Genomic DNA, 26,397 nt, shown 5'->3' with positions numbered 1-26,397 from the left:
GTTCCAAAATTTAATATCGAATAAACTAAGGTTGAATCAGAATACGGCTTTGAGCTCTGTAATTTTCACCTTCAATTTGAACCTGGTACATTCCAGCAGGAACAGCACTTAAATCGATGCGCTGCTCGCTAATTCCAGGTTGTACACTTAAGTTCTCTTGCTTTACCAAGCGACCTTCCATTGAGAATACACGCAGGCTAATATTTTGACTAGCCTCGGTACTCAATGCCAGGTTTAAATGATCCTTGGCAGGATTTGGCCACACGGATAGCAATTGCATGGGATTTTCTTCAATACCAATGCTGGTCCAATGCATGATATCTTTATGAGGATACACATAAAGCTCCGCTCCACCGATATCATTAATGCGTACCGGAACCGCGGCAAAGCTACTCTGAGCGAATAAAGCGATATCCCAGTCGAGGTCAGTGTTTTGAGCTACTTCAGCACGATTGTTCAAGCTGTAATACACCTGTCCATCATTACCTGCACCGAGGCTAATGCTATCCAAAACTCCGTTTACAGTGAAGCTCATATTTCCATTGGCGCTACCACCGTAGTTTACAAATTCGAGCTCATTGATCTGACCATTCTGGTCTTTCACAAAATAAGTCAGGGTATCGAAAACCACTCCGGCAAAGGCGTCTTTCCAATCGTAGCCAATGCTGGCGATAGAAGCTGAAAATGGGAAGCTCAGGGTATCGGATAATTGCGCTGTTCCTGCAGTTTGACTTTCGATACGAGCGCTTTCTACTCCACGATTGTGCAATACTCCCGCTACCGGATAAGCTCCGAAGCCTGGGAACATAATTGGGTACTTGGTAAAGATGATATCCCAATCTGCTGTATTAGGTTCCAAATCCTTGATTTGATCATGGTCGATGGAATAGTAGAAGAAATTACGATCTTCATAAGGGTCACGATCCAATGATTTAGAAACTTGATTGCTTCCATCCAGATCGCTGTAAGTAATGGAGTAAACTCCCGAAGCCAGATTATCGATCGAAATCGCTTTGTACTGGCCGCTCACAGTTTTAAGGATGTAAATACTGTCGCCCTCAATCAAGTGGCTGGTAATACTGTAATTCCCCCAACCAAAATCGGTCATATCACTGGTATCGCGGTAAGCATCAAATGCACCTTGCATCCAGGTTTCATAGGAATTATAGCGTTGTGCCCACTGGGTCATCCCCGTTGTATCAAAGCTTTGTGCTCCTAAAAAGAGCGAGCCCAAGCCTAAGAAGAGTGTAGTTATATATTTAGTCATGATGGTGTTTTCTTGGAATGAATTAATAAGCCTTCTCGGCTTCAGTCTCAGCACTAACCCAAGGGCTAGGATTGGCGCTCAGGTAGCTTTCGATGATTGCGCGCACTTCCTTTTGAGCTTTCTCGGAGCGGTATTTTTTCTTGGCCATCATCTCATCGCCAAGGTCAAAAAGACGTTGCCATAATTTCTGATCATCTACCATATACTCCAGGTTGATATAATCTTGCTCGCTAAGGATATTGTCCCATACCATGCGTACATCGCGCCAGTACGTTTTGTTAGCCTCCCACCAGATTTGAGCCGCTTCACAACGACTATCTTCTACTTTGAAATAAGAGTTCATGCCCTTTTCCCAAACCAGAATGCTATCCCCTTCGGCAGTGCGGATTACCTTGGCATTATCCAATTCATGAACATGACCGGTTTTGGTGATTTTATGCTTGTTATTGCGCAACATAACATTGTAGTCATCGCGCTTGGTGAATTCACGGCGAGGTAAGGGAGCCGCAACCTGAGATTCCCAGTATAATTTGCCATCCACGTCAATCCAGGTGGCATAACCTTCGTAGCGGGGACTATCATCTACCTGATATACCTTTTGGGTCCAGGTACCTTTCGCTTCTTTTGCCGTAATCTCGGTTTTCTTCCACTCCAAATTCTTTTGGTACTGAAGCATAACTAGGTTTTCGTAAAACCAATCCTGGCGCCAGTGCTTAATTACGCGCTCACCACCCGCGACGATCAGCAGATGCTGTAACACCAAATGCGTAGAATCTTCTTCATCTACAAAAATCCATTCCAATCCTTTGGAAGAATAGGGATCGTGCAATTGGTAATCTGTGGCATCCGAAAAGGTTTCGGCATACTTGAATTCAACTTCATAGCAGCCACACATCTCTTTGATGTAGCCTTTTTCTTCTTCCGGAGCTTGCGCTGAAAGAGTTCCCAGCGAAGTACAAGCTGTAAGCAGAGCAGCGTAAAACTTCTTCATTTTATTTTTATTTAGACTGATTATAAGTTCTGAGCCGGCAAAACTAAAAACCGAAGAAGTCTTAACAAAGTTTATTTAGATTAAATTTAAATTAACTTTTAAGATGTTGAATATTAACAGCTTAAAAAGACGTAGCCCTCCAGAACGAATGCTCCGGATGGCCAAATGAATCCTGAAAAAAGGTCTAAATCAGGCCTTTAGATTTGCAAGCATATCCTTTACCATAGCCTCCAAGCTAAAGTCGGGCTGCCAGCCCCAATCTTGCTTCGCTCTTTGATCGTCGATGCTCTGTGGCCAGCCTGCGGCAATAGCATCACGAGAATCTACCGCATCGTAAAAGGTCTGGAATCCGGGTACTTCCTTTTCAATTAAAGCGCTCAATTCACGAGGAGTAAAACTAAAGGCACCCACATTATAGGAAGTACGAATCTTCACCTGCTCTGCTGGTGCTTCCATAATCCCTATGGTAGCCTTAATGGCATCGGGCATGTACATCATGGGGAGACGACGATTCTCTGAAAGAAAGCAATGATAGTCCTCTCCCTTTGCTGCTTTATGGAAAATATCTACTGCATAATCGGTAGTTCCACCGCCGGGTTCCGTTTTCCAAGAAATCAAACCAGGATAGCGCAATCCACGCAAATCACAACCGTATTTTTTATGGTAATAATCGCACCATAATTCACCGGCCAGTTTACTAATTCCATAAACCGTTCCTGGATCCATTACCGTGTATTGTGGGGTAGCTTCAACCGGAGTATTAGGTCCAAAGGCAGCAATAGAACTGGGCCAGTACATTTTAGAAATATGACCTTCGCGCGCTAGTTCCAAAAAGTTAAATAAGCTGCGCATATTGAGATCCCAACCTCTTAATGGCATTTTCTCTGCAGTGGCCGAAAGCATGGCTACCAGGTGATATACCTGATTGATGCCGTGTTTCTTAATTACCTCAAAAACCTTTTTATCGTCCAAGGCATCCAATTGCTCAAATGGTCCTTGAGCCAGCCTTTCGGCGGATGGAGCTTTGAGGTCAGAAGCAATTACATTGTCATTGCCATAAGCTTCGCGGAGGCTATCTACGAGGTCTGTTCCAATTTGACCGGAAGAACCTAGAACTAAAATTTTATCGGCCATTACACTGCTTTTTTGAGAGTGGCAAATATAATCGCTTTTAGTCCCCTATATTTGATTCCAAGCGCAATGAAAGCACAATCGCTCCGGATTTTTTTCAAGACCCTGGGACCGGGTTTACTCTTTGCCAGTACCGCTATCGGTGTCAGTCACTTAGTACAGAGTACCCGCGCTGGTGCCGATTATGGATTTGCGCTTTTATGGGCAGTAATGCTGGCCAATGTGCTCAAATTTCCCTTCTTCGAATATGGTTCACGATATGCGGCCTCCGCTCAACAATCCTTAATTGATGGCTACCGCGATTTAGGCAAGGGCATGCTTTTGCTCTACGGACTTATCACCTTGGGCACCATGTTCTTTGTAACGGCTGCTGTTGGTGCAGTTACGGCCGGCTTCCTGCATCAACTTTTTGGTCTGGAGGGCATTATCAGCATAAAGGTCACCACCTATTTGCTATTTGCCACTTGCATGCTCATTCTTTTAATTGGGCATTATAAAGCGCTGGATCGCCTGATTAAAATCGTAGGCAGTGTATTACTGGCCACTACCCTTTTAGCATTTTTCAGCACCTTAGGTCGTGGTCCGGCCGCTGATCCCTTTCAATGGTTTGATGCCTCTATTTTACAGATCAGCAATCCTTCCTTTCCTTTCTTAATTGCCTTAATGGGCTGGATGCCTACGGCAGTGGATTTGTCTGCCTGGAATAGCCTCTGGACCCTAGCCCGACGTAAAGAATCCGGCTATCAATCCAGCTTAAAAGAAGTCCTGCGAGAATTCAATATTGGCTATTGGATCTCCGCCCTCTTGGCACCCTGCTTTATGCTTTTAGGTGCTTACCTCATCTTTGGCACTGATAAAGTTTTAGCACAAGGCTCGGCAGCTTTTGCCGGGGATATCATAAACCTATATACCGAGAGTATTGGCGACTGGAGTCGATGGGTAATTTCTGCCGCCGCATTTAGTATTATGTTCGGTACCTGCATTGCGGTCTTTGATGGCTATGCTAGAAGTGCACAAAGAGTATGGCAATTAGTAAGTCCGCAAAACTCCAAAGGAGAAGAAAGCTCCGGGATCCGGACCTTCCAAATCGTTCTAATTGTAGTAGGCTTGGGGGCCTTGCTGGTTATTAATCAATTTGGAAATTCGCTACGAAGTTTAGTAGATCTGGCTACCGCGATTAGCTTTTTAGTAGCGCCCATTATCGCCTTTGCCAATTATAAACTGGTAATGGGTTTAAAACCTGAGGATCGCCCTGGAATTACAATGCGCTGGCTTTCCCGCCTCGGACTCGTTTTCCTAAGCGGCTTTAGCCTGGTCTATCTTTACGCGCTATTCTTTTAATTTCCTTCGTAGCTGATTCGCCAAATTCGGCCTTCCTGACTATCGCTAATAAAAAGACTGCCTTTGCTACCCACCGCTAATCCGCAGGGGCGATATTTTGCTGAGGCAGGTGATTCCGGCTGATCATTTAAACCCGAAAAACCAGTTGCGAAAGATTGATACCCACTAATGGGATCTGGGCCGCTAAAGGGTACAAACACCACCCGATAACCTTCCTGTGGGAAAGGTGCACGGTTCCAACTACCATGGAAGGCGATAAAGGCACCGCCCTTATAATTTACTGGAAACTGATCTTGATTGTAAAACTCAATGGCATTGGGAGCCCAATGGCCCGGAAAGCCCATAAGAGGTAAATCTACATTGCCACAACGCCCGATGCTATCGCCGGTACCACCGTATTCGGGATTCAATAATTTGACCCGTTTCTGCCAATCGTAATAGCAATAAGGCCAGCCAAAGTCACTGCCTTCCTCAATACGTAAAAATTCCTCGCCTGGTAATTCTGCACTCTGCTTCGCAGTGTAAATCTCGGGCCAAAACTCATGCAGCTGATCACGCCCATGCTGCATGGCATACAATTTTGAATGATTGGGATTCCAGGTTATACCAACAGCATGACGAATGCCAGTGGCAAAGTTTTCTCCGTCTTCGAAGGTTTGATTTGGGGTACTGGCTCTGAACTTCCAAATACCTCCGCTGCTTTCCAATAAGGGACAGGGATCCTGACCGGCCACGCCTTTGGTTCGACTGGGATCCTGACAAGCATTGGAAGGTGCTCCGATGGTCACATACATATTGCCCTCATCGTCAAAGGCCAAGGGCTTAGCGGCATGCTGATTTTGCGCTGCCAAAGTGAGGATCAGTTCACGTTCGCCGGAAGGCACTAATTCATTGCCATTAAAGCGACGGCGAAAAACCTGCGTATCGGTGCTGAAATAGAGATATCCGTTGTGGACCTTAATGCCTGTGCCGCCATCTATTTCTTCGAAGTACACTTTGCGATCTACAATACCATCTTGATTCGAATCTCTTAAAGCGACAATAGACTCCCCGTTTTCAGGGTAGGAAAGTCGCAGGTATAAATCACCATTGGCCCGACTAGCCATGTGACGACCCTTTCCTAAATCGTCGGCATAAACTTCGGCCTTAAAGCCTTCAGGCACTTCAATTCCGGCCTGACCGCCAGCATTATCAGTGCTTTCCGCAGATTCCGAACCAGAAGAGCAGGCTTGAAAAAGTAATAAAAGGAAGGCTAATTTCGGGGCAATTCGCATCGCTGTAATTTTGACTCGCAAGTTACAAGTCCTTGAGCAAGAGCTCCAACTTTGTTTTAATTTCTGAGGGCCTAAATGGCTTGGTGATCACATCCTGGATCGCTGTTCCTTCCATTTGGGTCTGAATCTCATCCCGCATATTAGCGGTTAATGCCACGATAGGCACCGGCCGATCTTGATATTTTTCACTCTGCATTATTACTTCCGCCGCTTCAAAACCATTCATTTCCGGCATTTCAATATCCATAAATATCAGCTCCACATCCGTATTTTGAAAGGCATCGACGGCCTCCAAGCCATTGTTTACGGTAATAACCTGATAGCCCATTTTCTGCAGCATAGTTTCGGCTACCCGCTGATTTATCTGATTATCCTCTGCCAATAAAATCCAGATACCTTCTTCCTGACTTTGAATTTGATTCCATTGGGGCTTCTCACGTTCCACCGCCATGGTTTCGGAAAGTGGTAAACTGAAATAGAAACGCGATCCCAAATCTTCTTTACTCTCCACATGCAATTGGCCGCCCATCAAATCTACTAGCGACTTAGAGATCACCAAACCCAATCCGGTACCTCCGGCAGTTTGGGCTGATTCGCTATGCACTTGTTCAAAATCTTGAAAGAGCCTTTGCAATTGCTCATGGTTCATCCCAATTCCGGTATCACGCACCTCAAAGTAAATTAAGGGTGAGGATGTTTCCAAATTCAGAAGCTCCACCTTTAATTTGATATAGCCCTCTTCTGTAAACTTTACGGCATTACCCAAAAGATTGATCAAGACCTGTTGCAAGCGAAGACCATCACATAAAATCCATTTGTTTTGATATTCTTCCGGGAATTCAAATTTCATGCGGATGCTCTTCTCCCTCACGCGAAAGCGGAACATTTCCAAAAGCTTGTTTAATTCATCATGAAGATGGTAGGGGCTCTTAGTCAGCTTGACCTTCCCGGCTTCCAATTTGGAATAATCCAGAATCATATTAATCAGATCTAGGAGGTGATCTGAGGAATGCTCAGCAATATCTAGCATCTCCTCCTGATCTTCATTTAATTCGGTGGAGCGCATTAAATGGATCATGCCATTAATCCCGTTCAAGGGCGTGCGAATTTCATGGCTAAGGCCTGATAAAGTACGTGCCTTTTGCTGAGCTAAATCGAGGGCCTTTTGCTTGGATTGAAACTCCTCATTTAGCTTTTCCTCGAGGGTTCGCTGCATACGCCAAACATCCCTATTTAAACTATGTAATTCGGGGATAGAAGATTTTTCATATTGAATCGCATCCGGCTTAAAGCCTGAAGCCACATAAGCTCTAAGGTTTTTAGAAACCTTGCGGATGCCTGAGCTAAACACATGGCTTAGGATTAAGCTGGAGATTACTGCCGCGCTAAATAAGAGTCCTAAAAGTATCCAAACCCAGAGGCCATTAATGCTTTCAAAATCTATTTGCGCTTGCTTCACCTCAGCTTGCAAAGCGGCCAAACTATTTTCTGCGGCCTGGCCTTTCTGATTCAGAGCTCGCAAGCCCGCAGCACTGAGATGATCATGTCTGAAAGCGCTCAAATAAGTGGACACAATCGCATCACTTTCAGCCAGGGGTACTTGCAATTCCTCAATAGAACTTTGAATATGAATATCAGGAGCCTCTAAAATGGGGGCCATCAAGGCTTGAAGATCCGATCGGTCGGGATATTGGGCTAGGCCGGCTAAGACCTTTCGATGTTCGCTAAACTTGATTTGACTGATCTCAACCTCATTAACCAATTGCTGGTAGAGGCTGCGTTTTTGACTGTACTGATAGAAAATAGCCAGACCCGCAATCAATAAACTTTTCACAAGGAGAAAGCCAAGAATAGCCCGCCATTGCAGATTAATCCGCAGCGGTTTGAGAGAGTAGTTCATGTTTCGAGTTGTCAGGTTAAAAGGATATACGTCCTAACAAGAAACTCGGATTTCGTCACTATTCAATTTTTTAGAGAACCTATGTCACACATCCATTCCGCTGGAAATGTGCAATTTTGCCCCGTCATGAAAAAGCTGAAAAGTCTTACTCTTCGCTTCCGCTTTACTCTACTGGGAGCAGTGCTCGGATTAGCCGCTGGCTATATGTATTATGACCAGGTGGGTTGTGAGGATGGATGTACCATTACTGGTGATCCTACCAACTCGAGTTTATACGGTGCATTAATGGGTGGCCTTTTATTAAGCATGATCGATGATCACCTTAAAAAGTTGAAAAAATGAATGCACAAGAATTAATTGCCCAAGGTAAGGGCACCGTGGTGGATGTTCGTAGCCACCTCGAGTTTTCTGGTGGTAATGTAGCGGGATCTCTCAACATACCACTGGATCAGATTAACAACAAACTGGATGAATTACGTGGCCTAGAAGCGCCCTTAATTTTGGTTTGCGCCAGTGGTAACCGCAGTGGTATGGCTGAAAATTTCCTACGTGGAAATGGCTTCGACTGCGTAAATGGTGGCAGCTGGCTCAATGTAAACTACTTTATGAGCTTACGTGAAGCTTAGTCCAAAATTCTATCGAATTTTAATCCGGGTCCTAAATTTAGGGCTCGGAATTTCTCTTTTAGGAAGTGCCTGGTACGATGAGCAATGGTGGATGCTGATCCCGGCTATCTATTTTACTTCCAGAGGCTTTGCCAAAAAAGCCTGCCCTGCTGAGTCTTGCAGCATCGAAGACTAAATTCATCAACAGTCCCTTTTCCCCAATTCGTCGACTCCCTCCCTCCATTCGTAGGTCTTTAAGTTTTTCTTAACAGAGCCAATAGGGGGAAGCCTCTACATTCGTAGCACGAAACTAAAACATAAACATCATGAAATCACTATTTTGTGCTTTGCTGATGGCAGGGACTATTATGCCTGCATCAGCCAATGTAGGCGGTAATCCCACCGACCAACAAATCCAATTACCTATTTATAGTATTGAGCTAGCCGAAGAAGGCGAGCCTAAAAACAGTCCTCAATATGCGGTCCAAACCTATATCGAGAACTTTAACGAGCGCGATTTCGAAGAAATGCGCAAAGTGCTAAGCGATAATTTTACCAATCAAGGTTTAAATCGCGACGGTTCATTAACCAATGTGCAAACCATCGACGACCTGCGCACTTTAATGAATGGTCAGGAAGTAATTGCCCCTGACAGTCAGAATAATGTTATTACCGTTACCGAGGTAAATGATAAATACGCAACTGTAGAGCTGGTAACCGGACCGGAAGGCCAGCGTTGGAAAGAAATGATTACCCTAGTTAAAGTTGGCAATGGCTGGAAGATTGAAAAAATCTTCTGGAGCTTTGTTTAAGACTCTTCCCGTTGATTAATGCTAAAAGCCCTTTTCGAATTTCGGAAGGGGCTTTTGCTTTTTAAGGCCTTACAATCAGAGCTTGGCTATGGACTCCATACTGATCTTGAACTTGTAAATAATAAGTTCCGGCAGGCAGATGTCGTAAATCCCATTCCACAGGACTTTGCTGCGGATGGCTCTCCATCAACAATCGACCACTCGCATCTCGTAAATACAATGCCTGCAAGCTCCACCGTTCTGTATCCCAATCGAGGGTGAGAATGTCTTTCACCGGATTTGGATACACCTTCAAAGGAACCTTGAGTATTTCCTCTTCCAAGCCAATGGCAAAGAGGGCCCAGGCCCATTCATGGCTGTTTCCACAGGCATTAGTCACCTTTAATTTCACGATATAGAAAAGCCCTGGCGTTTGGTAAATATGAATGGGATTTACTCCTGTCCCCGTATTTCCATCGCCAAAATCCCAGTCATAAGTACTGGCATTTCTGGAAGCAGAAGCATCAAATTGAATTCGTAAACCACTATTAATTGGCGACATCACCGTATAGGTCCAATCTGCCTTAGGCGCACCACAAACCTGCACATTCTGACTGATGCTAACCGTATCGCCGCAAAGATTGGAAACGGTTAATTGTACCGTATAGGTGCCACTTTGGGCATAAACATGATTGCTTTCTCGGTTGGTATCGGTACTGCCATCACCAAAATCCCAATGGAAGGAACTAGCCATAGATCCACTTGCATCAAAAAGAACACTATCGGAAAACACAGTTAGCGACATCTGCGGCCGGAGCGTATCACAAATCCGAATAGACTGGAGCAGGGTATCGCTGGTTCCACAATGGTTCAAGGCGATTAATTGCACCGAATAAATCCCCGCACTTGCATAGATATGATTAACCGGATTTCCACCGGAAGTACTACCATCACCAAAATCCCAAATCAAAGTATCGGCATTTAGGCTAGTGCTGCCATCTAAGGTTAAGCCCAAATAAGATGGATTAGCCGTAAAAAGGGCGGTAACGGTATCGCAAGGCAAGGTACTCACCGTATCAAACAAGCTTCCACTGAATTGCCCTACCGAACAAGAGTCGTAAATACTAATCGCATAGCTCTGGTTAGCGGATAATCCCGTGAGGGTATATGGACTGTTAATGCCGGTAATCACCTGCATGGTAGATGGACCGGCTGCGATATCGTAATAAGTTAAGATGCCACTATTAGGGGAGTTGCTAGAGCTCCAACTAAGACTAAAGTCTGTTTGGCTGATAGCCGTAATTGTTAATGATGTTGGATCGGGACAGGGTAAAATAGCATCGCGCACCTCAATACCATCCAATGCTATATCGCCCGTAAAGCTGGTTGCTTCGGCAGTGAATTGCAGCACAATTGTATCGCCCTTATAGGCGGTGATATCAATAGAATCCGCAATCCAGGCAGCGGTACTGCTATTCTGCTGTTGGCCGGTATAGGTTTGCAAAATCGTGGTTCCGGAAGACCTTTCAATGGCCACCTTCATATTCACAATGGTGGCCCCATACATATGGTAATGGTAAAAGATATGCGGTGCGGCTATTAGGCTATCCACAATAATGGGTGGGCTGCTAATCATGGCGCTGGTTGCCCCCCGCGATGCTTCGGTGTAGATGTAATTTCCGCTGCCACTTAAATCTGAGCTGGGTCCGGTATTAGCCGAAGTTGTTGTTCCCATTCCGGTTCCCCAACGCATTTGACTTGTCGTTAATCGATTCCAACAAGGGTCAATCAAATCATTATCGTTCAAACCACCGGTTCCCTCCTGCCAAGCTGCTCCATCAAAGTTTTCGAGGAAAGGCATGGTATAAGGGTTACAGGCTATTTTCTCATCCACCACCAATTCATCCAAAGCAACATCCGATTGATAAATACTTCCGCCCGTAGCCTTTAAAACCACAAATCGGAAACGCACCGTCTTATTGAGATAGCTCGATAAATCATAGCGCTGTTCCTGCCACAAATTTCCCTGATCTCCAGCTAGACTGCCCAAAATAATCCAGCTTCCTCCGCTATAAATCTCCCATTGAAACCAAAGGTTTTGGCCATTCTGACTGTACATATGGTACCAGAAACGGAGCTCAGGTTGAGCCAAAGCACTGAGGTCTATATACCCGGTTTCCAAAATAGCAGTATCACCTCCGCTTCCTGCACTAGCCTCGGTATATACATAATTCCCGCTACCACTGGTTTTGTCGCCAGTGGGCCCGGTTCCGGTAGAAGGCGTATTACCTTGGCCTCCACCCCAAAAGAATAAGGTATCTCGATTTCGGTTCCAACAGGGTGATATGCTGGCTCCTGCATTTTGTGCTCCGGTTCCGCGGTCAAAGCCCAGATCGAAACTTTCGTAATAAGGAGCCAATAAAGTATCACATAAGGTGGAGCCTAAAAGTGGACCCAGCCAAAGACTCTGATCATTGGCATTGCAACTGTCACGCAGGTAAAACTCATAATAGCTGCTGGCATTTAAACCCGTTATCGTATAAGGATTAGAGCTTACGGAAAGCAGAGTTCCAGTCCCCGGACTAAATCCAGGGGGGCCATATTCAATTTGCCAATGATTTGCACCTCCGCTGGTCCAGCTTAGGCTGATGCTATTTTTAGTGATGGTACCTACCGAAAAATTATCTGGCATAGGGCAGGGATCATCGTAAAGCTTAAACTCATCTATGGAAATGTCCCCCATATAACCTTGACTATAGCCTCGGAAGATGATGCGTACCGTATCGCCCGACCAGGCATCTAATTCAATTCCATGGGTTTTCCAGGCATCGGCCGAACTACTCTGCTGAGCGCCTACTATGCCGCTAATCCACTGCATACTGCCATCTTTCGCCAGAAATACCGCCAGGCTATCAATATTGGATCCAAAAAGGTGGTAGTCGAAATGCAAAACAGGATTGGCAATGCTAGTTGGAATATAGATTTCCGGAGAGCTGATTTCGCCATAACCACTTAGGCCGGAGAATTCGGTGTAGAGATATTTACCATTGCCACTTACATCCGCAAGCGGACCGGTATTGGCCGAAGCAGTAGGCCCGGAATTAGTGCCAAAATTGGGATTATTATCTGATGGCCGAGTCCAGCAAACATCAATTTGATTGCCCTGATTATTGGCCGTGGGCACACCAACTACCCAAGAACTGCCATCAAAGTTTTCGAGATGTGGAGCGGTGTAAGCCAGGCATAAAGTAGTGGCAGAAATCGGCCCCAGCCAAGCTGAATAACTGGTAGCACCACAACTATCGCGAAGGTAAAAATCATAGGCCGTGGCCGGGCTCAAACCGGTTAAAGTAAATGGAGAGGTCATCGTAAAAACCTGTGTGCCTGAACCCAAATTAAATCCAGCCGGACCATATTCAATATTAAAGCCAGGAGAACCGGCACTGGACCAAGATAAATCCACCGAATTGCTTCCTACCGCTTGGATGGCAAAATTGCTAGACTGCGGACAGGCCACGTCTTCAATCGAAACCTCATCAATAGCCATATCGGCTGTAAAGCCACTATTTACACCGGTAAACCGTATTTGAATAGTATCACCAGAATAATTCTGCAAACCATATTGAATCTCAGTCCAAGCCGAACCATTGGAACTTTGCTGCTGCCCCTGAACTCCCCAAATCCAGGTCCAAGCGCCGCCATTATTTACCTCAACATAGAGGGAGTCAATAGCGCTGCCATATAAGTGATAGTGGAATTTAAGAGTAGGATTGGCAATCACCGGGCTCAAATAAATTTGCGGACTAGTGATGGAACCCGGGCCACTGGCACCACTGGCCTCCGTATAAAGGTATTTTCCCGTACCTGAAACATCCGCATTAGGACCGGTATTGGAAGAAGCCGTGCCTCCGGACCAAGGTCCAAAATTGGGATTACTAACAGAGGGTCGTGACCAACAGGAACTAATTGCATTACCATTATTGGAACCGGGAAGTCCAGGGCTCCAATCGTTGCCATCAAAATTTTCGAACCAGGGGATCACGGCCATACCACAAGGCATGGTAACTGTAATCGGGCCTACCCAAGCACTTACATTGCCCAGGCCGCAACTGTCGCGGACATAAATATCATAAACCTGACTATTGCTAAGCAGTAAGGTGAAGGGATTGGAGCCCGCATTCACCACTGTTCCCAGGCCTGAGCCAATGCTAAAACCATTGGGTCCGTAAATAATTTGCCACTGGCTGGCCCCACCGCTGGTCCAGGAAAGATCCACCGAATTAGGTCCCAAATTAGAGCTTGTTAATCCGCTAGGTTGCGGACAGGGCGGGGCTTCGTCTATGGTCACCAAATCAATGGCCATATCGCTGCGTCGTTCATTCCCCTTGAGGCCCGAAAAACGAATAATTATGGAATCTCCGGCAAAGGCACTTAAATCAATAATGGCCTCTAAATAGGGATCTACTGCATTGCTCTGTTGCTGACCACTGATCGACCATACACCATTGGTCCACTGTCCGTTACTAGCCTTAAACACATCCACCCGCAAGGTGCCCATGCTATTGCCAAACATGTGATAGAAGAAACGCAATTCGGGATTCAGCAAAGGACTAATATCTACTAAAGGTGACTCCAATGAAGCGACCTGCCCCAGGAAACCAGCCGAAGATTCGACATACATAAAATTGGATCCGGTATGATCTTGATTAGGGCCGGTATTGGGTGTAGAGCCAGATGTGGCGCGTAGTCCCCAAAACAAAGGGTCACTGGCCATGGTACCAGGATTGGGGTAACGCCACCAGCAAGGTCCCAGGGCATCTCCTCCATTATAGGTTCCGGTGCCAGGGGTCCAAGCTCCGCCATCAAAATTTTCGGAATAGGGTGCCGTCAAAGCATTACAATACGGCATGGCCGAAATAGGCCCGATCCAGCCTGAGGTATCGCCTCCCCCACATAAGGATCGGATGTAAAAATCGTAGACCGTGCCTGAACTCAGGCCACTAAGGATTACCGGATTACTGTTTACCACCTGCAGGGTTCCAGCTCCTTGACTAAAGCCATTGGGGCCGTACTCAATTTGCCAATTTGTAGCATTGGCGGAGTTCCAGCCTAAGGTTACACTGCTATTGGTGCGACCATTTAAACTAAAAGCAGAAGGATCTGGGCAGTTGGGGGCTTCCTTAATGACCACCTCATCAATGGCCATATCGCCTTCCGGCTGAAGGGAACGCACCGCCCGGAAACGAATTTTAATGGTATCGTTGGCAAAGGCATTGAGGGTAATACTTTCCTTTATCCAAGGATCGAAATTGCTATTCTGATCCTGAGCGCCTGACTTAGACCAAACAGTTAGCCATCCCGTAGATTGGCTCCAGGCCTGGGCTTCTAAACCACCCACCGAAGCACCATATCGATGGAAATAAAATTCCAAAGTGGGTGTAGTTAGGGAGCTCACATCAATTAAGGGTGAAGTAATGGTAGCCACATCTTGATTTTGACCACCAGTCGCTTCTACATAAATATATTTACTCCCAAGCCAGGCTCCACCCGGGCCGGTATTTGCGGTTGGGGTTGCTCCAAGGCGAGTTCCCCAGGCAAATCTACCTCCGCCTGGTCCTCCGGTTGGGGCTTCCGGATCCCGCTTCCAGCAGAAATCGATAACATTATTTGCGTTTTGACCGCCAGTACCTTGTAGCCAGGTGGCCGACTCAAATCCTTCGGTATAGGTACCACTAATTACTGTGGGATTACAAATAGTTCGAAATTGGAAGGGACCTTCCCAGAGACTAACATCGCCAGAGCCGCAACTATCCCGGACATAATATTCATAGAGGGTATTGGGGCTTAATCCCCTTAACACAAATGGATTAGCATTGACATTTACCCAAGTCCCGGAACCAGCACTAAAACCCGGACTGCCATAATTGATCTGCCAATTGGAGGCCCCTCCGCTGATCCAGCTGAGAGCAGCCCGATCGTGCATCGCCCAATCCATACCCAAATTAGAAGGCTTCAAACAAGTTGGGGCAGGCCCGTGGTGCACTACTACTTTAAAAGATCCCGCCTGAATTTTCGCATCGGCGGTATCGCAACCGCTACTAAAAAAGGCTACGTCGAATGCGTGTAATTTAAAGTCGAGGCTATAGCCAGAATAAAGCCCATTCAAGAAAGTCAGATTACTGCGAACCACATTTTCTGATGCTCCCGGAGTAAAAACAGAACCCGTGTAGATCTGCCCTTCATTGGTTCCGGTGCTTGTACATTCCAAATAAGCGTAAATACCCGCGGGAGGCATTCCCGTAAATCCACCGACTGTATTGATGGTATAATAAAGATCTACCCCATAAATCCAATTCCCCGCAGGAAGATTTACCGTAATCGTTTGGGCACAACTAGACTGTGTTGTAGTAGAAGGAAAAAAATTGACATCCTGCACCCCGACTGCATTAACCGCGATAGCGGAGTCGGCGGTGATCTGTGCAAAACCACTAAAGCAGGTTAAGGCCAGCAGAGCAGTGATAAGGTTCCGCATTAGGCCTGTTTAATTAGTTGGCTATGAAGGTACTAATTAATTTAAATGCATGCATCTTCATCGAAATGCAAATTAGATGAACATTACCGGATCCAATTTGCAATTTGCTCCAAGCTAAATACTCGGTTCATAATTTCTTGCCTGTGAACAATTTCAAGCCAAAGGGATTTGAGTACTTTGAATTATGAAATTGAAGACATTCTTCAAAATTGCGCTTTTCATAAGCATCCTAGGTCTTCTGGCCTTAATCTCAGATTTCGGTTTTTCGCAAAATAAGCTCTCGCAAAATCTGCTGGATGGCTTTTACTTTCTGGTGCTGGCCCTTGGGGTAGTAGCCACCTTCGCACGCTATTTCCAAAACCGATCCTTGATTAAAAGGAAGGTCTTTGTTTTTGATCTGCTTTCCATTGGCTTTACCCTTTGGGTTTTTTACCTCTACCTTTTTGTTGGGGAACCCTTTAAAACCGACCTATTATTGGAGAACCCAATCTGGCTGCGACTAGCCGTGTTCCTGAGTTTTGTACGCGAATTTTCTGAGGTGCGGATGAACTACAAGCGCACCTTACTCAATCCAGCCCAGTTGTTTGTCGCCAGCTTTCTGATCATTATTCTTTTAGGCAGCTTTATGCTGATGCTTCCTAATGCCACTTATGATGGCCTCTCTTTTATCGATGCCTTTTTCACCTCTACCTCCGCGGTTTGTGTTACGGGTTTAATCGTGGTGGATACCGGTACTTATTTTACCGAATTTGGCCAGATCATCCTTCTCATCCTCATTCAGATTGGGGGTTTGGGCATTTTAACCTTTGCCAGTTATTTCAGCTATTTCTTTAAAGGCGGCGCCACTTACGAAAATCAATTGGCCTTAAGAGATATCACCAACTCTAAAATGTTGGGAGAGGTTTTTTCTACCCTCAAATACATTATTCTCATCACTCTGAGTATCGAGTTAATCTCGGGTCTACTTATTTACAGTAGCCTCGAAAGTTCCTTCTTCAATAGTGAATACGAGCAAATCTTCTTTGCGGTTTTTCATTCCATTTCGGCTTTCTGTAATGCGGGATTTTCCACCCTCTCCAATAGCATTTATGAGGATGGTTTTAAATTCAATTATCTGCTTCAATTTTGGATTGTCCTCACCTTCGTTTTAGGTGGGCTAGGCTTCCCGATTGTATCCAATATCTTTAAATACTTCAGCTATCGCTTGCGGAAGTTAATCTCATTCGGGCGTCGGCAAATCGCCTACAAACCTTGGGTTTTAAACCTGAACAGCCGCATCACCCTCATCACCACCCTTACAATCACAGCGGTGGCTTTTGTGCTTTTCTACGTGCTTGAATACAACAATACCTTGGCTGAACATGATGGCATCGGTAAAATTGTAACCGCCCTTTTTGGTGCCACCACCCCCCGTACCGCCGGTTTTAATTCCATCGACACTTCGGCCATGCTCTTCCCTACCACCATGATGGTTTTTTTATTGATGTGGATTGGTGCCTCGCCCGCCTCTACTGGTGGGGGTATCAAAACCAGCACTTTTGCCGTAGCGACTTTAAATATCCTAAGCCTGGCCAAGGGTAAATCGCGCATTGAGGTTTTCCGTCGCGAAATTGCGGATGTTACCGTAAAACGAGCTTTTGCCATTATTTCGCTTTCGCTGATTGTAATTGGCTTTGGCGTGATGCTAATTTCCGCCTTCGACTCAGATCAAAGCCTAATGGACATTGCCTTCGAATGCTTTTCAGCTTACAGTACTGTTGGATTAAGCTTAGGAATTACCGCCGAGCTTTCTCATCCCAGCAAAGTCATTTTAATTGCCATCATGTTTGTGGGTCGGGTTAGCATGCTCACCATAATCATAGCCTTCTTTAAGAAGGTGAAACAAAAGAACTATCGTTATCCCACCGAGGAAATAACGATTAACTAGATTGAACCATGAAATACATTATCGCCGGACTCGGAAATTTTGGAGCCTCCCTATCGCAAAAATTAACCGCCCAGGGCCATGAGGTAATTGGTATCGACATCCGCATGGATAAGGTGGATATGTTTAAAGAGCAAATTACCCATACCATACAGATGGATGCTACCGATGAATTTACGGTTGCGGGCTTACCTCTGGAAGATACTGATTTGGTGATTGTGGCGGTGGGTGAAGATCAAGGGGCCAATATTATGACCTCGGCCGTATTTAAAAATTTGGGGGTTAAGCGATTGATCAGTCGAGCCATTAACCCTTTACATCAAAAGGTATTGGAGGCCATTGGTGTAGATGAAATTGTGCATCCCGAGGAAGAAACTGCCGAACGCTGGGCCAAAAAACTCTGCCTCAATAATGTTGTGGACTCCTTTGAACTGGGCGATACCTTTAGCATTATCGAAGCCAAGGTGCCGGAAGACCATATAGGTAAAACCATTCGTGAAGTGGAGTTCCGCGGTAAATACAATTTACTGGTGCTCACGATAATGAGCGAGACGGAGGTAAAAAGCATGTTAGGCCGCAATCATACCGAACTTAAAAGTCAAGGAATCGCCAGCCCCGATCAAAAGCTCAAGGAGAGTGATGTCTTAGTGCTTTATGGTGCCAATAAGGATTTGCAAAGCTTTTTGAAACGATGATTCGAATTACAAATTCGAATCAGGTTTCCTTTACACAAATTATTGGACCGGATTTGCAATTCGGTTGCAAACCTGGATCAAATTTCCAATTCGATCAAAAAAAAAAACCGCCCCTAATCAGAGGCGGTTCTTGCTATCTAAATTTGAAGGTATTTAGTTCTTCAGAATATTTCGGCTAATAAAAGTGCCATTGGCATCGCTGATGCTCAATAAATACTGACCGGCCTTTAAGCTGCTTAAGTCCAATTCCAATTGGTTCTCACCTTCCAAAAGATTTTGATCGCTAGAATAGACTGTTCTTCCTTGTAAGTCGAAGATTTCCAGGTTTAAGCTCATCGCTTCATCCGATTTCAAATCCAGATTCAGAACTGTGTTCACCGGATTCGGATACAAAGTACTCAAGCTAAAAGGTGCTTCAATGGGGGTATATTCAATTCCTAATGAAGCACATTCATCGTATTTGGCGATATATTGTTTGCAGCCATTAGCACGACAGTCGGTCCACAGACTGTAAATAGCGCAATGAGTGCGCACACTGGAAGAGTAATCACCCACAAAGCGACTCTTCGATACTTGGGCAAAATTGGTAGTGCCAGAGCTTACTTTTTTGATAGGCCCGAAATTGGCCCCATTGTCTTGCGAATTGCTGATATGGTAATTGGACTTATTTGTGCTATCCAACACATTTCCACCAATACTCACCTTATCGCCATGCGCCGAAACAACTGGCATAAATACCTTGGAGCCGAAAATGGTAGTCAAGTCAATTGGTGCAGACCAAGTAGCTCCATTGTCGGTTGAGCGGGAATAATAGGATTCAAATCTTTGATTCGAGATAAAATCGCCCCAAACCAAATGCAGGTTATTCTGACCGTCTACTGCTAATGAAGGTGCGGCATTCTCTCTTTCATTAATAACACCGGTTCCGGAAGGGAAAACAGTGGTCGCCTGCTGAATAGTAACCGGAGTAGCGAAAGTCTGGGCTCCGTCATTGGAGGAGGTATACAAAATTTCATTACTCATAAAATCCGCGAAGGAATAATGCAATTTCCCATTGCTATCCATGGCCAAATTGGTGAATTGTCCATTTCCCGAATAAGCAGTAGTGGCAGCCGAGAAACTACTTTGATTGGCTTTCTTCACCTTCACCTTAAGACCGGTTTGATTAAAATCCGCTGGGAAATTGATGTATCCAATATAGAGGTCATTTTGGCCAGGTCCATTGGATAAATCCACCGCCATCCACTGGCGATCGCAAATCCCATCTTTGTAATTGTAAATGTTCTGACCGGCATCTAGTTTTCCGATCCCGAAGAAATGATCCTCTCCTGCTTCGAGGCTAAAGCTATTTCCATTATCCGTTGACTTGCCCCAATAACCTACAAAAACGAGGGTATCGGTAGGATTAGGTGCCGTGGGATTAAAAAGGAGGTAAATCCAGGAACAATACAAGTTATGGTTATTGTCGTAAGCAAAAAGAATATCGCCACCACCGGCTGCCATATAACCCGGAAAATCAGCATTAATAGCACTAGAGGGATCAAATTGGGAAAGTCGCCAGGTATTACCCTGATCTTCGGAATGATAAATACGGAATGAAATACCGGCTCCTAATTCCATATAACCTACTGCCAAATGGGTAGAATCATTGGGGTCCATGGCAATGTGAGCCTCCCCCTCATCTTGCGAGGCGGATACGGATCCGGAAAGGGATTGATCTAAATTTTGAGCTTGGCTACTGAAATTTAAGATGGCCGAAACAAAGGCCAGGGTGCATAGTGTGTTCTTCATTTTTTGGAGCTGTTTACAGAGTCAATTTGAGCTTTAACCGCTGGTAAGAGTTTTTCATCCAGGGCATGTTCGATTCCTTTTTTAATGGCCGCACTATCGGCTGCGGTTAACACCACTGTATCTACAGGAGCCTGAGCTTCCGCCTCGGTGCTGCCACTAATTTTAGAATTCGAACAGCTGGCGATTAGGAGTGGGACCGCCAGCAACAGAAATAGTTTTTTCATCTATTCAAAATGCATTGCTATTGTATAGACGGGGAAAAGAGGGCAAAAGGTTGCTTGGAGTCAATTTTTTAGGATTTAAAAATATTGGCGTGAGTTGCAAATTCACGCCAGTAGTGATTAGCAATCACAATTTTCTTGCAAACCAAAATTCAATTTTGTACGTTTAACTGTACAGGATTATGTACAAATAAAATTCTGAATATTTCTTCCACTTCCATTTAGAATCACATTATGAAAGCCATAACCATCACTGCCTTGCGGAAAAGCCTTAAAAAGCAGTTCGACTATGTCACCAAATCTTCTGAGGTCATTGTGGTTCCGCGCAACAAAGAAGATGAAGCAGTGGTAATCATGTCTATTGGCTTATACAATTCCTATCGGGAAACCGAGTACCTCTTGTCTACCGAATCCAATCGAAAAAGACTGGCCGAATCTCTGGATCAAATGGATACCGGTGATTTAATAGACTGGGAAGAAAAAGAAAGCCCAAAAAAATGAGGCTGGTGTTTACCAAAAATGCCTGGGAGGATTTTGAATATTGGATTGAGAATGATCAAGAGCTCCTGAATAAACTGCGTAGCCTACTAAATGAAGTCAGAAGAACCCCCTTTAAAGGCACCGGGAAACCTGAACCGCTAAGGGGTAGTCTTAAAGGCTGTTGGGCTCGGAGCATTAATCAGGAACACCGTCTGGTATATCGAATCACTGGAAAAGCAGATGACCAAAGCTGCATCATTCTGCAGTGCCGTTTTCATTATTGATTCTTGAGTCTTTTAAACTGGTCGAATTGCAAAATCACGCCAGTGCCTACTTTAAAGACTAATCAAGCCTAAGGCGAATTTGTAATTCACCCACCTAAAAAATACAGGCATAAAAAAAGTCCGAACACATTGTCCGGACTTTTTTCCTTGTTGCCCCACGAGGACTCGAACCTCGACTGACTGAACCAAAATCAGCTGTCCTGCCAATTAGACGATGGGGCATCGTTTATTTTGGGAGGGCAAAAGTAAGATGCTCTTTTCAATCGCGCAAATAAAAATTCATGTTAAATCATCTTCTTTAATTTTTCTGCATCCTTCTTTAACAAGATATTGACACCGCCCAACTTGCTTATTTTCATAAATTCGCCCGCAGCAACAAATTCAAGAGGATGCTTTCCAATTACAAGAAACTGAACAACTTGTTGGGATGGCTGGTTTTCGCCATCGCAACAGTAACCTACTTTATCACTATCGAGCCAACCGTAAGCTTCTGGGATTGCGGTGAGTACATTGCTACCTCGGTTAAGCTCCAGGTGGGTCACCCTCCCGGCGCACCGCTTTTCCAGCTAATGGGGAACTTCGCTTCTCAATTCGCTTTTGGAGATGTTACCGAACAAGCCAAAATGGTAAACTTGCTTTCGGCCGCCGCCAGCTCCTTTACTGTACTGTTCCTCTTTTGGACCATTACCGCGCTCGGACGTAAATTTTTACTCAAATTCGGTGAGCTTACCGATGGCCGCATCGTTGCCCTTTTAGGTGGCGGGGTTGTAGGAGCTTTAGCCTACACTTTTAGCGACAGTGCTTGGTTCTCGGCAGTTGAAGGTGAGGTATATGCCATGTCATCCCTCTTTACCGCCATTGCTTTCTGGGCCATTTTGAAATGGGAAAATGAAGTAGACCATAGCAGTCGTGCTCACCGTTGGCTCATTTTCATCGCCTATATGATTGGTCTTTCCATCGGGGTTCACATCCTGGTATTCTTGACCATCCCTGCGATTGTAATGGTGTATTTCTACAAAACCGACAAAAAAATCAGCAATACCAAGTTCATCTTATACAATGTAATTGGTATCCTCATCCTCGGAATCATCTTTGCCGCCATTATTCCTTTTGTGCTTTGGACCTTCGGCAAACTGGAGATATTTATGGTGAACAGCATGGGCATGCCCTTTAATAGTGGAACCATCTTCACCCTTATTCTTATTGGTGGTGGTGCCGCTTATGGCTTACGCTTTACCCGTAAAAAAGATTCTCCAATCTGGAACACCTTAATTCTTTCTGTTCTTTTCATCATTCTGGGTTATTCAACCTTCGTAACCTTAGCGGTACGCTCCAATGCAAACACCCCTATTGACGAAAATAATCCTGAAGATGCGATGTCGCTTTTAGCCTATTACAAGCGTGAGCAGTATGGCGACTTCCCGGTATTCTACGGTCAGTCATTTAATGCTCCGGTAGTAGACTTTAAGGATGGAAACCCGGTATACCGTCGTGATGATGAAAAAGGTGAATATGTAATCAGCGACGATCGTAAAGCATCCGAGCGCGTATTCGACCCAAAATATGTAGGGCTCTTCCCACGGATGTGGAATGATGACCCAGCCTCGGTCCCGAACTATAAGAAATATGCAGGGATAACAAATGACAAGGAACCTATTCCGCTAAGTAAAAATATTAGCTGGTTCCTCAATTATCAGGTGGGCCATATGTGGTGGCGCTACTTTATGTGGAATTTCGCCGGAAGGCAAAACGACGAACAACACCGCTTTGAGCACACCAAAGGAAACTGGATTTCAGGAATTAAACCTTTGGATGAATTACGCTTAGGGCCACAAAGCGATTTACCCTATCACGCCAAGAACAATCCTGCTCGAAATGTTTATTTCATGCTGCCCCTCCTGCTCGGTTTAGTGGGCGCCATAGTTCATTATCAAAAAGCAGGTAAAGATGCCTGGGTAGTCACCCTCTTCTTCCTGCTAACTGGATTGGCCATTGCAGTTTACCTAAACCATAAACCTTTTGAACCGCGGGAGCGTGACTATGCCTATGTTGGCTCTTTCTACGCCTTCTCCATTTGGATTGGCCTGGGAGTTATGGCCGTGTATGAACTGCTTAAAAAGCAAAGTACCAGTGTAGCGGCAGCAGTAAGCGTAGTTTGTTTGGTAGCAGTGCCAGGTTTGATGGCCGCTCAAAACTGGGATGATCACGACCGTAGCAATCGCTATGTGGCACGCGATATTGCCTTTGCCTACCTCGATTCTTGTAAACCCAATAGTATCCTCTTCACCAATGGTGATAATGATACCTTCCCACTTTGGTATGCCCAAGAAATTGAAGGTTACCGCACCGATGTACGCATCATCAACCTTTCTCTGCTAAATACCGATTGGTATATCGACCAGGCCAAGCGTGCGGTTTACGATGCGCAACCTGTTCCCTTTAGCTTTGAGCATGATCAGTACAAGCAAGGTACCCGCGATGTGATTTACTTCCAGGATCGTCAGGTAAAAGGTCGCTGGGATGTAAAAGACTTTATCCGCTGGGTAAAATTGGACGATAAGCAAAACAAATTCTCTGCCTTCGGTGGCCAGAAAGAATTGATCTACTATCCTATGCGTCGCTTACGCGTAAACATCGACAAGGAAGCGGTATTAGCCAATGAGGCTGTATTACCCGAAGATACCGGTCGTATTGTAGATTATATCGATTGGGATATTAAGTCTCAAGTATTAAGCAAGCGCGATTTAATGGTTATCGACCTGATTGCTGAAAACGACTGGACCCGTCCTATTTACTTCAGTGTAACCGTTGGTAACAGCAGCAAGAGCTTCTTCTGGTTAGACGATTACTTCCAACTCGAAGGTTTAGCCTATCGCTTTGTTCCGGTATTGAATAAACGTGAGGGGAATAATCCCGACTTCGGTAAAATTGCTACCGATGTGATGTATGATAATCTGATGAATAAATTCGAAATGGGTAATATGGAAGTTCCCGGAGTTTATTTGGATGAGACCAACCGCAGGGTAATCTTTAACCTGCGTAATATCTACGGCCGTTTAGCAGAAGATTTAGCGGAGCGCGGACGTAATGATGAGGCCATGCAGGTATTAGAGCGTGCCATGGAGAAAATGCCAGAAAGTAAATACGCTTACGATTACTTCATGTTCAATATCATCGAAGGATATTACAAAGCTGGTGCTCAAGAAGAGGCCCGCGAAATCATTAACACCTTCGCCGATCGCCTGGAAGAAGAGCTGGCCTATTATCAGCAATTCCGTGGTAAAGACCGCAATAAGATTCAAGCTGAAATGAATGCCGCTGCCAGCTATTTCCGAATGATTGTTCAATTGGTTAACCAGTTTGAGCACAAAGGAAATCAGCAGAGCATGTCGCAAGACGAAATTTACCAGCGCTATGTTAATGCCTTACGTCCTTTAGGATTGGCCTAAGCAGCGCTGAAATACAATAAATAAATCCCGACCTTCGCTTAAATCGATGGTCGGGATTTTTTCTATGCCCTATTTAACTTTCATCCCCAAGCTCTATCAGGCTTTAAAGCCAGGTTTTATTTGGCGCCTTTCGGCGGATGCGTCTAAACCAACTATTTATCTCACCTTCGATGATGGCCCTATTCCTGCGGTTACCCCCTGGGTTTTGGAGCAGTTGGATGCCTATCAAGCCAAAGCCAGTTTCTTTTGCATTGGCGACAATGTGCAAAAACACCCTGAAGTATTTCAAGCCGTGCTAGCTGCTGGTCATACAGTAGGCAATCACACTTTCCATCATCTTAAAGGAACACAGCATAGCCTGGAGGACTATCTTGCCAATGTGGAGCTTTGCGCCAAGCAGGTAGCTTCTCAAGCATTTCGACCACCCTACGGCAGAATTCAAAAAAAACAGGCCCGGGCATTAAGCCGGGCCTGTTATAATATCATTATGTGGGATAGCCTTGCGGCAGATTGGGATGCCAATCGTAGTGGTCAACAGTGTTTCGAATCTATTCGCAAACATGCCGGCCCGGGTTCCATCGTGGTATTCCACGATTCCATAAAAGCCTGGCCTCGTTTAAAGGAGGCCCTACCTCTATGCCTGGAATATTACAGCAAACTGGGTTATCGTTTTGAAGCGCTTAAGCTCCAAAATAGTTCAGCTGCTGAATAATCGCTTCTTTACTTAAGACTCCGCTTTGACGCCATTTTAATTCGCCTTGGCGGTAAATCATTAAGGTAGGCACCCCTTGTATAGCCAGCTTAGCCGCCAATTCGGGATTGCGATCTACATCAATTTTGAGTACCGAAACCCGATCGCCCATTTGCTCTTTAACTTGCTTCACAATGGGCCCGAGCACTTTACAGGGTTGGCACCAATCGGCATGGAAATCGATTAGTACCGGCTTATCCGATTGAATCAATTCCTTAAAGCTAGCCATCTTATTTCTGGGTAGGAAGATTAGCGCGGTTCCAAGCGAGGATTCCGCCTTTCATATTGTGTACGTTCTCAAAGCCCATTTTCTGCATCTCCGCAACGGCACTGCCACTGCGACCACCACTACGGCAGTAGATCACATACTCTTTAGACTTATCTAATTTGGCCACTTCTTCTTTAAACTTAGGATCGTAGAAGTTTAATAAATCTGATCCTTCTAAATGACCTTGCTTGTATTCGTCAGGGGTGCGCACATCAATTAATACCACCTCTTTATCATTCTTCAATAATTCTGAAACCTGATTCACATCGAGGTTTACCTGCTTCGTACCATCTGTAGTACTGCTGCTGCCCTCGGTACTTTGAGCACAGGCGCCCAGGGTACTGAGTACAAACAAAAATCCTAATAATCGAACCATCCTTCTTAGTTTTTAAGGTTTAATACTGTTGGGTAACCACCGGCATTGTGCACATCAGTCACACCATTTTGAAGCAACCAGTTTTTAGCGTTTTCACTGCGCGCTCCGCTACGACAAAATACTACTACCGGACCTTCAGCGCTTTTAAAGCGACTCAAGTTTGCGGGAACCTGGTCTAAAGGTATATTAACCGCTCCGGGTACGCTAACATCTGCTACTTCTGCTTCAGTTCTTACGTCAACCAAAAAGGTTTTAGGATCATTGATAAGTTCTTGCATGTTCTGTGTTTTACCACAAAAATACATTCTTAAGAAGGCAGGCCGTAG

Annotated in this window: 21 protein-coding genes and 1 tRNA gene; 10 read left to right on the top strand and 12 right to left on the bottom strand. The window is 45.1% G+C overall.

The window, feature by feature from the left end; genetic code table 11:
- Positions 1 to 25 precede the first annotated feature (25 nt).
- The 3 genes from H4K34_RS09835 to H4K34_RS09825 all read right to left on the bottom strand — a co-directional run bounded on the left by H4K34_RS09835 (position 26) and on the right by H4K34_RS09825 (position 3,392).
- A complete protein-coding gene (locus H4K34_RS09835; protein ID WP_210757249.1) occupies positions 26 to 1,267 on the bottom strand; it encodes a T9SS type A sorting domain-containing protein in 1,242 nt (413 codons plus the stop codon).
- A gap of 22 nt (positions 1,268 to 1,289) precedes the next feature.
- Positions 1,290 to 2,258 (bottom strand): DUF6607 family protein, encoded by a 969-nt coding sequence (locus H4K34_RS09830; RefSeq protein WP_210757248.1) that lies wholly within the window; start codon positions 2,256 to 2,258, stop codon positions 1,290 to 1,292.
- Between the two features lie 189 nt (positions 2,259 to 2,447).
- A complete protein-coding gene (locus H4K34_RS09825; RefSeq protein WP_210757247.1) occupies positions 2,448 to 3,392 on the bottom strand; it encodes an NAD-dependent epimerase/dehydratase family protein in 945 nt (314 codons plus the stop codon).
- A 66-nt stretch (positions 3,393 to 3,458) separates the two neighbouring features.
- Here H4K34_RS09825 and H4K34_RS09820 point away from each other — a divergent pair, with 66 nt between their 5' ends.
- Positions 3,459 to 4,730 (top strand): NRAMP family divalent metal transporter, encoded by a 1,272-nt coding sequence (locus H4K34_RS09820; RefSeq protein WP_210757246.1) that lies wholly within the window; start codon positions 3,459 to 3,461, stop codon positions 4,728 to 4,730.
- On the opposite strand, the gene H4K34_RS09815 is transcribed toward H4K34_RS09820, so the two are convergent.
- Both H4K34_RS09815 and H4K34_RS09810 read right to left on the bottom strand, forming a co-directional pair.
- Positions 4,727 to 6,004 carry a PQQ-dependent sugar dehydrogenase gene (locus H4K34_RS09815; RefSeq protein WP_210757245.1) on the bottom strand — a complete coding sequence of 426 codons (1,278 nt, stop codon included), beginning with the start codon at positions 6,002 to 6,004 and terminating at the stop codon, positions 4,727 to 4,729. The genes H4K34_RS09820 and H4K34_RS09815 overlap by 4 nt on opposite strands.
- Before the next feature lie 22 nt (positions 6,005 to 6,026).
- Positions 6,027 to 7,904, bottom strand: a complete 1,878-nt coding sequence (locus H4K34_RS09810) for an ATP-binding protein (RefSeq protein WP_210757244.1) — start codon at positions 7,902 to 7,904, stop codon at positions 6,027 to 6,029.
- Between the two features lie 126 nt (positions 7,905 to 8,030).
- Here H4K34_RS09810 and H4K34_RS09805 point away from each other — a divergent pair, with 126 nt between their 5' ends.
- The 3 genes from H4K34_RS09805 to H4K34_RS09795 all read left to right on the top strand — a co-directional run bounded on the left by H4K34_RS09805 (position 8,031) and on the right by H4K34_RS09795 (position 9,321).
- Positions 8,031 to 8,246 (top strand): hypothetical protein, encoded by a 216-nt coding sequence (locus H4K34_RS09805; protein ID WP_210757243.1) that lies wholly within the window; start codon positions 8,031 to 8,033, stop codon positions 8,244 to 8,246.
- On the top strand, positions 8,243 to 8,530 hold the full coding sequence (locus tag H4K34_RS09800; protein ID WP_210757242.1) for a rhodanese-like domain-containing protein: 288 nt from the start codon (positions 8,243 to 8,245) through the stop codon (positions 8,528 to 8,530). Before H4K34_RS09805 ends, H4K34_RS09800 begins: the two co-directional genes overlap by 4 nt.
- 305 nt (positions 8,531 to 8,835) lie before the next feature.
- The gene (locus H4K34_RS09795) at positions 8,836 to 9,321 is read left to right on the top strand and encodes a nuclear transport factor 2 family protein (RefSeq protein ID WP_210757241.1); all 486 of its coding nucleotides are present in this window, start codon (positions 8,836 to 8,838) and stop codon (positions 9,319 to 9,321) included.
- A 61-nt stretch (positions 9,322 to 9,382) separates the two neighbouring features.
- Here the strand turns inward: H4K34_RS09795 and H4K34_RS09790 are convergent, their stop codons facing one another.
- Positions 9,383 to 15,832 carry a PKD domain-containing protein gene (locus tag H4K34_RS09790; protein WP_210757240.1) on the bottom strand — a complete coding sequence of 2,150 codons (6,450 nt, stop codon included), beginning with the start codon at positions 15,830 to 15,832 and terminating at the stop codon, positions 9,383 to 9,385.
- 184 nt (positions 15,833 to 16,016) lie between these two features.
- On the opposite strand from H4K34_RS09790, the gene H4K34_RS09785 reads away from it, so the two are divergent.
- Positions 16,017 to 17,759: a TrkH family potassium uptake protein gene (locus tag H4K34_RS09785; RefSeq protein ID WP_210757239.1), complete on the top strand. Its 1,743-nt coding sequence runs from the start codon at positions 16,017 to 16,019 to the stop codon at positions 17,757 to 17,759.
- A gap of 8 nt (positions 17,760 to 17,767) precedes the next feature.
- The gene (locus tag H4K34_RS09780; protein ID WP_210757238.1) at positions 17,768 to 18,451 is read left to right on the top strand and encodes a potassium channel family protein; all 684 of its coding nucleotides are present in this window, start codon (positions 17,768 to 17,770) and stop codon (positions 18,449 to 18,451) included.
- A 153-nt stretch (positions 18,452 to 18,604) separates the two neighbouring features.
- Here H4K34_RS09780 and H4K34_RS09775 read toward each other — a convergent pair whose 3' ends face one another.
- The gene (locus H4K34_RS09775) at positions 18,605 to 20,242 is read right to left on the bottom strand and encodes a T9SS type A sorting domain-containing protein (protein ID WP_210757237.1); all 1,638 of its coding nucleotides are present in this window, start codon (positions 20,240 to 20,242) and stop codon (positions 18,605 to 18,607) included.
- Entirely contained in the window at positions 20,239 to 20,466 is a 228-nt protein-coding gene (locus H4K34_RS09770; RefSeq protein ID WP_210757236.1) for a hypothetical protein, read from the bottom strand. Before H4K34_RS09770 ends, H4K34_RS09775 begins: the two co-directional genes overlap by 4 nt.
- A 231-nt stretch (positions 20,467 to 20,697) precedes the next feature.
- Here H4K34_RS09770 and H4K34_RS09765 point away from each other — a divergent pair, with 231 nt between their 5' ends.
- Both H4K34_RS09765 and H4K34_RS09760 read left to right on the top strand, forming a co-directional pair.
- Positions 20,698 to 20,964, top strand: a complete 267-nt coding sequence (locus H4K34_RS09765; RefSeq protein WP_210757235.1) for a type II toxin-antitoxin system Phd/YefM family antitoxin — start codon at positions 20,698 to 20,700, stop codon at positions 20,962 to 20,964.
- Entirely contained in the window at positions 20,961 to 21,227 is a 267-nt protein-coding gene (locus H4K34_RS09760) for a Txe/YoeB family addiction module toxin (RefSeq protein ID WP_210757234.1), read from the top strand. Before H4K34_RS09765 ends, H4K34_RS09760 begins: the two co-directional genes overlap by 4 nt.
- Positions 21,228 to 21,377: 150 nt before the next feature.
- Here the strand turns inward: H4K34_RS09760 and H4K34_RS09755 are convergent.
- Positions 21,378 to 21,449, bottom strand: a tRNA-Gln gene (locus H4K34_RS09755).
- Between the two features lie 167 nt (positions 21,450 to 21,616).
- On the opposite strand from H4K34_RS09755, the gene H4K34_RS09750 reads away from it, so the two are divergent.
- Entirely contained in the window at positions 21,617 to 24,676 is a 3,060-nt protein-coding gene (locus tag H4K34_RS09750) for a protein O-mannosyl-transferase family (protein WP_210757233.1), read from the top strand.
- Between the two features lie 46 nt (positions 24,677 to 24,722).
- Positions 24,723 to 25,388, top strand: coding sequence for a polysaccharide deacetylase family protein (locus H4K34_RS09745; RefSeq protein WP_246452087.1), 666 nt, complete (start codon positions 24,723 to 24,725; stop codon positions 25,386 to 25,388).
- Here the strand turns inward: H4K34_RS09745 and trxA are convergent.
- From trxA to H4K34_RS09730, 3 genes are read right to left on the bottom strand one after another with little or no spacing between them, the layout of a single operon-like run.
- Entirely contained in the window at positions 25,357 to 25,656 is a 300-nt protein-coding gene (gene trxA / locus H4K34_RS09740) for a thioredoxin (RefSeq protein ID WP_210757232.1), read from the bottom strand. The genes H4K34_RS09745 and trxA overlap by 32 nt on opposite strands.
- Before the next feature lies 1 nt (position 25,657).
- On the bottom strand, positions 25,658 to 26,071 hold the full coding sequence (locus tag H4K34_RS09735) for a rhodanese-like domain-containing protein (protein ID WP_210757231.1): 414 nt from the start codon (positions 26,069 to 26,071) through the stop codon (positions 25,658 to 25,660).
- Between the two features lie 5 nt (positions 26,072 to 26,076).
- The gene (locus tag H4K34_RS09730; RefSeq protein WP_246452086.1) at positions 26,077 to 26,349 is read right to left on the bottom strand and encodes a rhodanese-like domain-containing protein; all 273 of its coding nucleotides are present in this window, start codon (positions 26,347 to 26,349) and stop codon (positions 26,077 to 26,079) included.
- Between the last annotated feature and the right edge of the window lie 48 nt (positions 26,350 to 26,397).

The organism is Croceimicrobium hydrocarbonivorans, from assembly GCF_014524565.1.
In the GTDB taxonomy this organism is placed as follows: domain Bacteria; phylum Bacteroidota; class Bacteroidia; order Flavobacteriales; family Schleiferiaceae; genus Croceimicrobium; species Croceimicrobium hydrocarbonivorans.
This window is presented reverse-complemented; position numbering and strand designations above follow the sequence as displayed.

Coding starts and splice junctions, on each gene's coding strand:
- H4K34_RS09795 (WP_210757241.1), top strand. CDS start 8,836: ATGAAATCACTATTTTGTGCTTTGCTGATGGCAGGGACTATTATGCCT.
- H4K34_RS09815 (WP_210757245.1), bottom strand. CDS start 6,004: ATGCGAATTGCCCCGAAATTAGCCTTCCTTTTATTACTTTTTCAAGCC.
- H4K34_RS09825 (WP_210757247.1), bottom strand. CDS start 3,392: ATGGCCGATAAAATTTTAGTTCTAGGTTCTTCCGGTCAAATTGGAACA.
- H4K34_RS09805 (WP_210757243.1), top strand. CDS start 8,031: ATGAAAAAGCTGAAAAGTCTTACTCTTCGCTTCCGCTTTACTCTACTG.
- H4K34_RS09785 (WP_210757239.1), top strand. CDS start 16,017: ATGAAATTGAAGACATTCTTCAAAATTGCGCTTTTCATAAGCATCCTA.
- H4K34_RS09735 (WP_210757231.1), bottom strand. CDS start 26,071: ATGGTTCGATTATTAGGATTTTTGTTTGTACTCAGTACCCTGGGCGCC.
- H4K34_RS09730 (WP_246452086.1), bottom strand. CDS start 26,349: ATGCAAGAACTTATCAATGATCCTAAAACCTTTTTGGTTGACGTAAGA.
- H4K34_RS09830 (WP_210757248.1), bottom strand. CDS start 2,258: ATGAAGAAGTTTTACGCTGCTCTGCTTACAGCTTGTACTTCGCTGGGA.
- H4K34_RS09750 (WP_210757233.1), top strand. CDS start 21,617: ATGCTTTCCAATTACAAGAAACTGAACAACTTGTTGGGATGGCTGGTT.
- H4K34_RS09760 (WP_210757234.1), top strand. CDS start 20,961: ATGAGGCTGGTGTTTACCAAAAATGCCTGGGAGGATTTTGAATATTGG.
- H4K34_RS09800 (WP_210757242.1), top strand. CDS start 8,243: ATGAATGCACAAGAATTAATTGCCCAAGGTAAGGGCACCGTGGTGGAT.
- H4K34_RS09810 (WP_210757244.1), bottom strand. CDS start 7,904: ATGAACTACTCTCTCAAACCGCTGCGGATTAATCTGCAATGGCGGGCT.
- H4K34_RS09820 (WP_210757246.1), top strand. CDS start 3,459: ATGAAAGCACAATCGCTCCGGATTTTTTTCAAGACCCTGGGACCGGGT.
- H4K34_RS09775 (WP_210757237.1), bottom strand. CDS start 20,242: ATGAAGAACACACTATGCACCCTGGCCTTTGTTTCGGCCATCTTAAAT.
- H4K34_RS09745 (WP_246452087.1), top strand. CDS start 24,723: ATGGTCGGGATTTTTTCTATGCCCTATTTAACTTTCATCCCCAAGCTC.
- H4K34_RS09780 (WP_210757238.1), top strand. CDS start 17,768: ATGAAATACATTATCGCCGGACTCGGAAATTTTGGAGCCTCCCTATCG.
- trxA (WP_210757232.1), bottom strand. CDS start 25,656: ATGGCTAGCTTTAAGGAATTGATTCAATCGGATAAGCCGGTACTAATC.
- H4K34_RS09790 (WP_210757240.1), bottom strand. CDS start 15,832: ATGCGGAACCTTATCACTGCTCTGCTGGCCTTAACCTGCTTTAGTGGT.
- H4K34_RS09770 (WP_210757236.1), bottom strand. CDS start 20,466: ATGAAAAAACTATTTCTGTTGCTGGCGGTCCCACTCCTAATCGCCAGC.
- H4K34_RS09835 (WP_210757249.1), bottom strand. CDS start 1,267: ATGACTAAATATATAACTACACTCTTCTTAGGCTTGGGCTCGCTCTTT.
- H4K34_RS09765 (WP_210757235.1), top strand. CDS start 20,698: ATGAAAGCCATAACCATCACTGCCTTGCGGAAAAGCCTTAAAAAGCAG.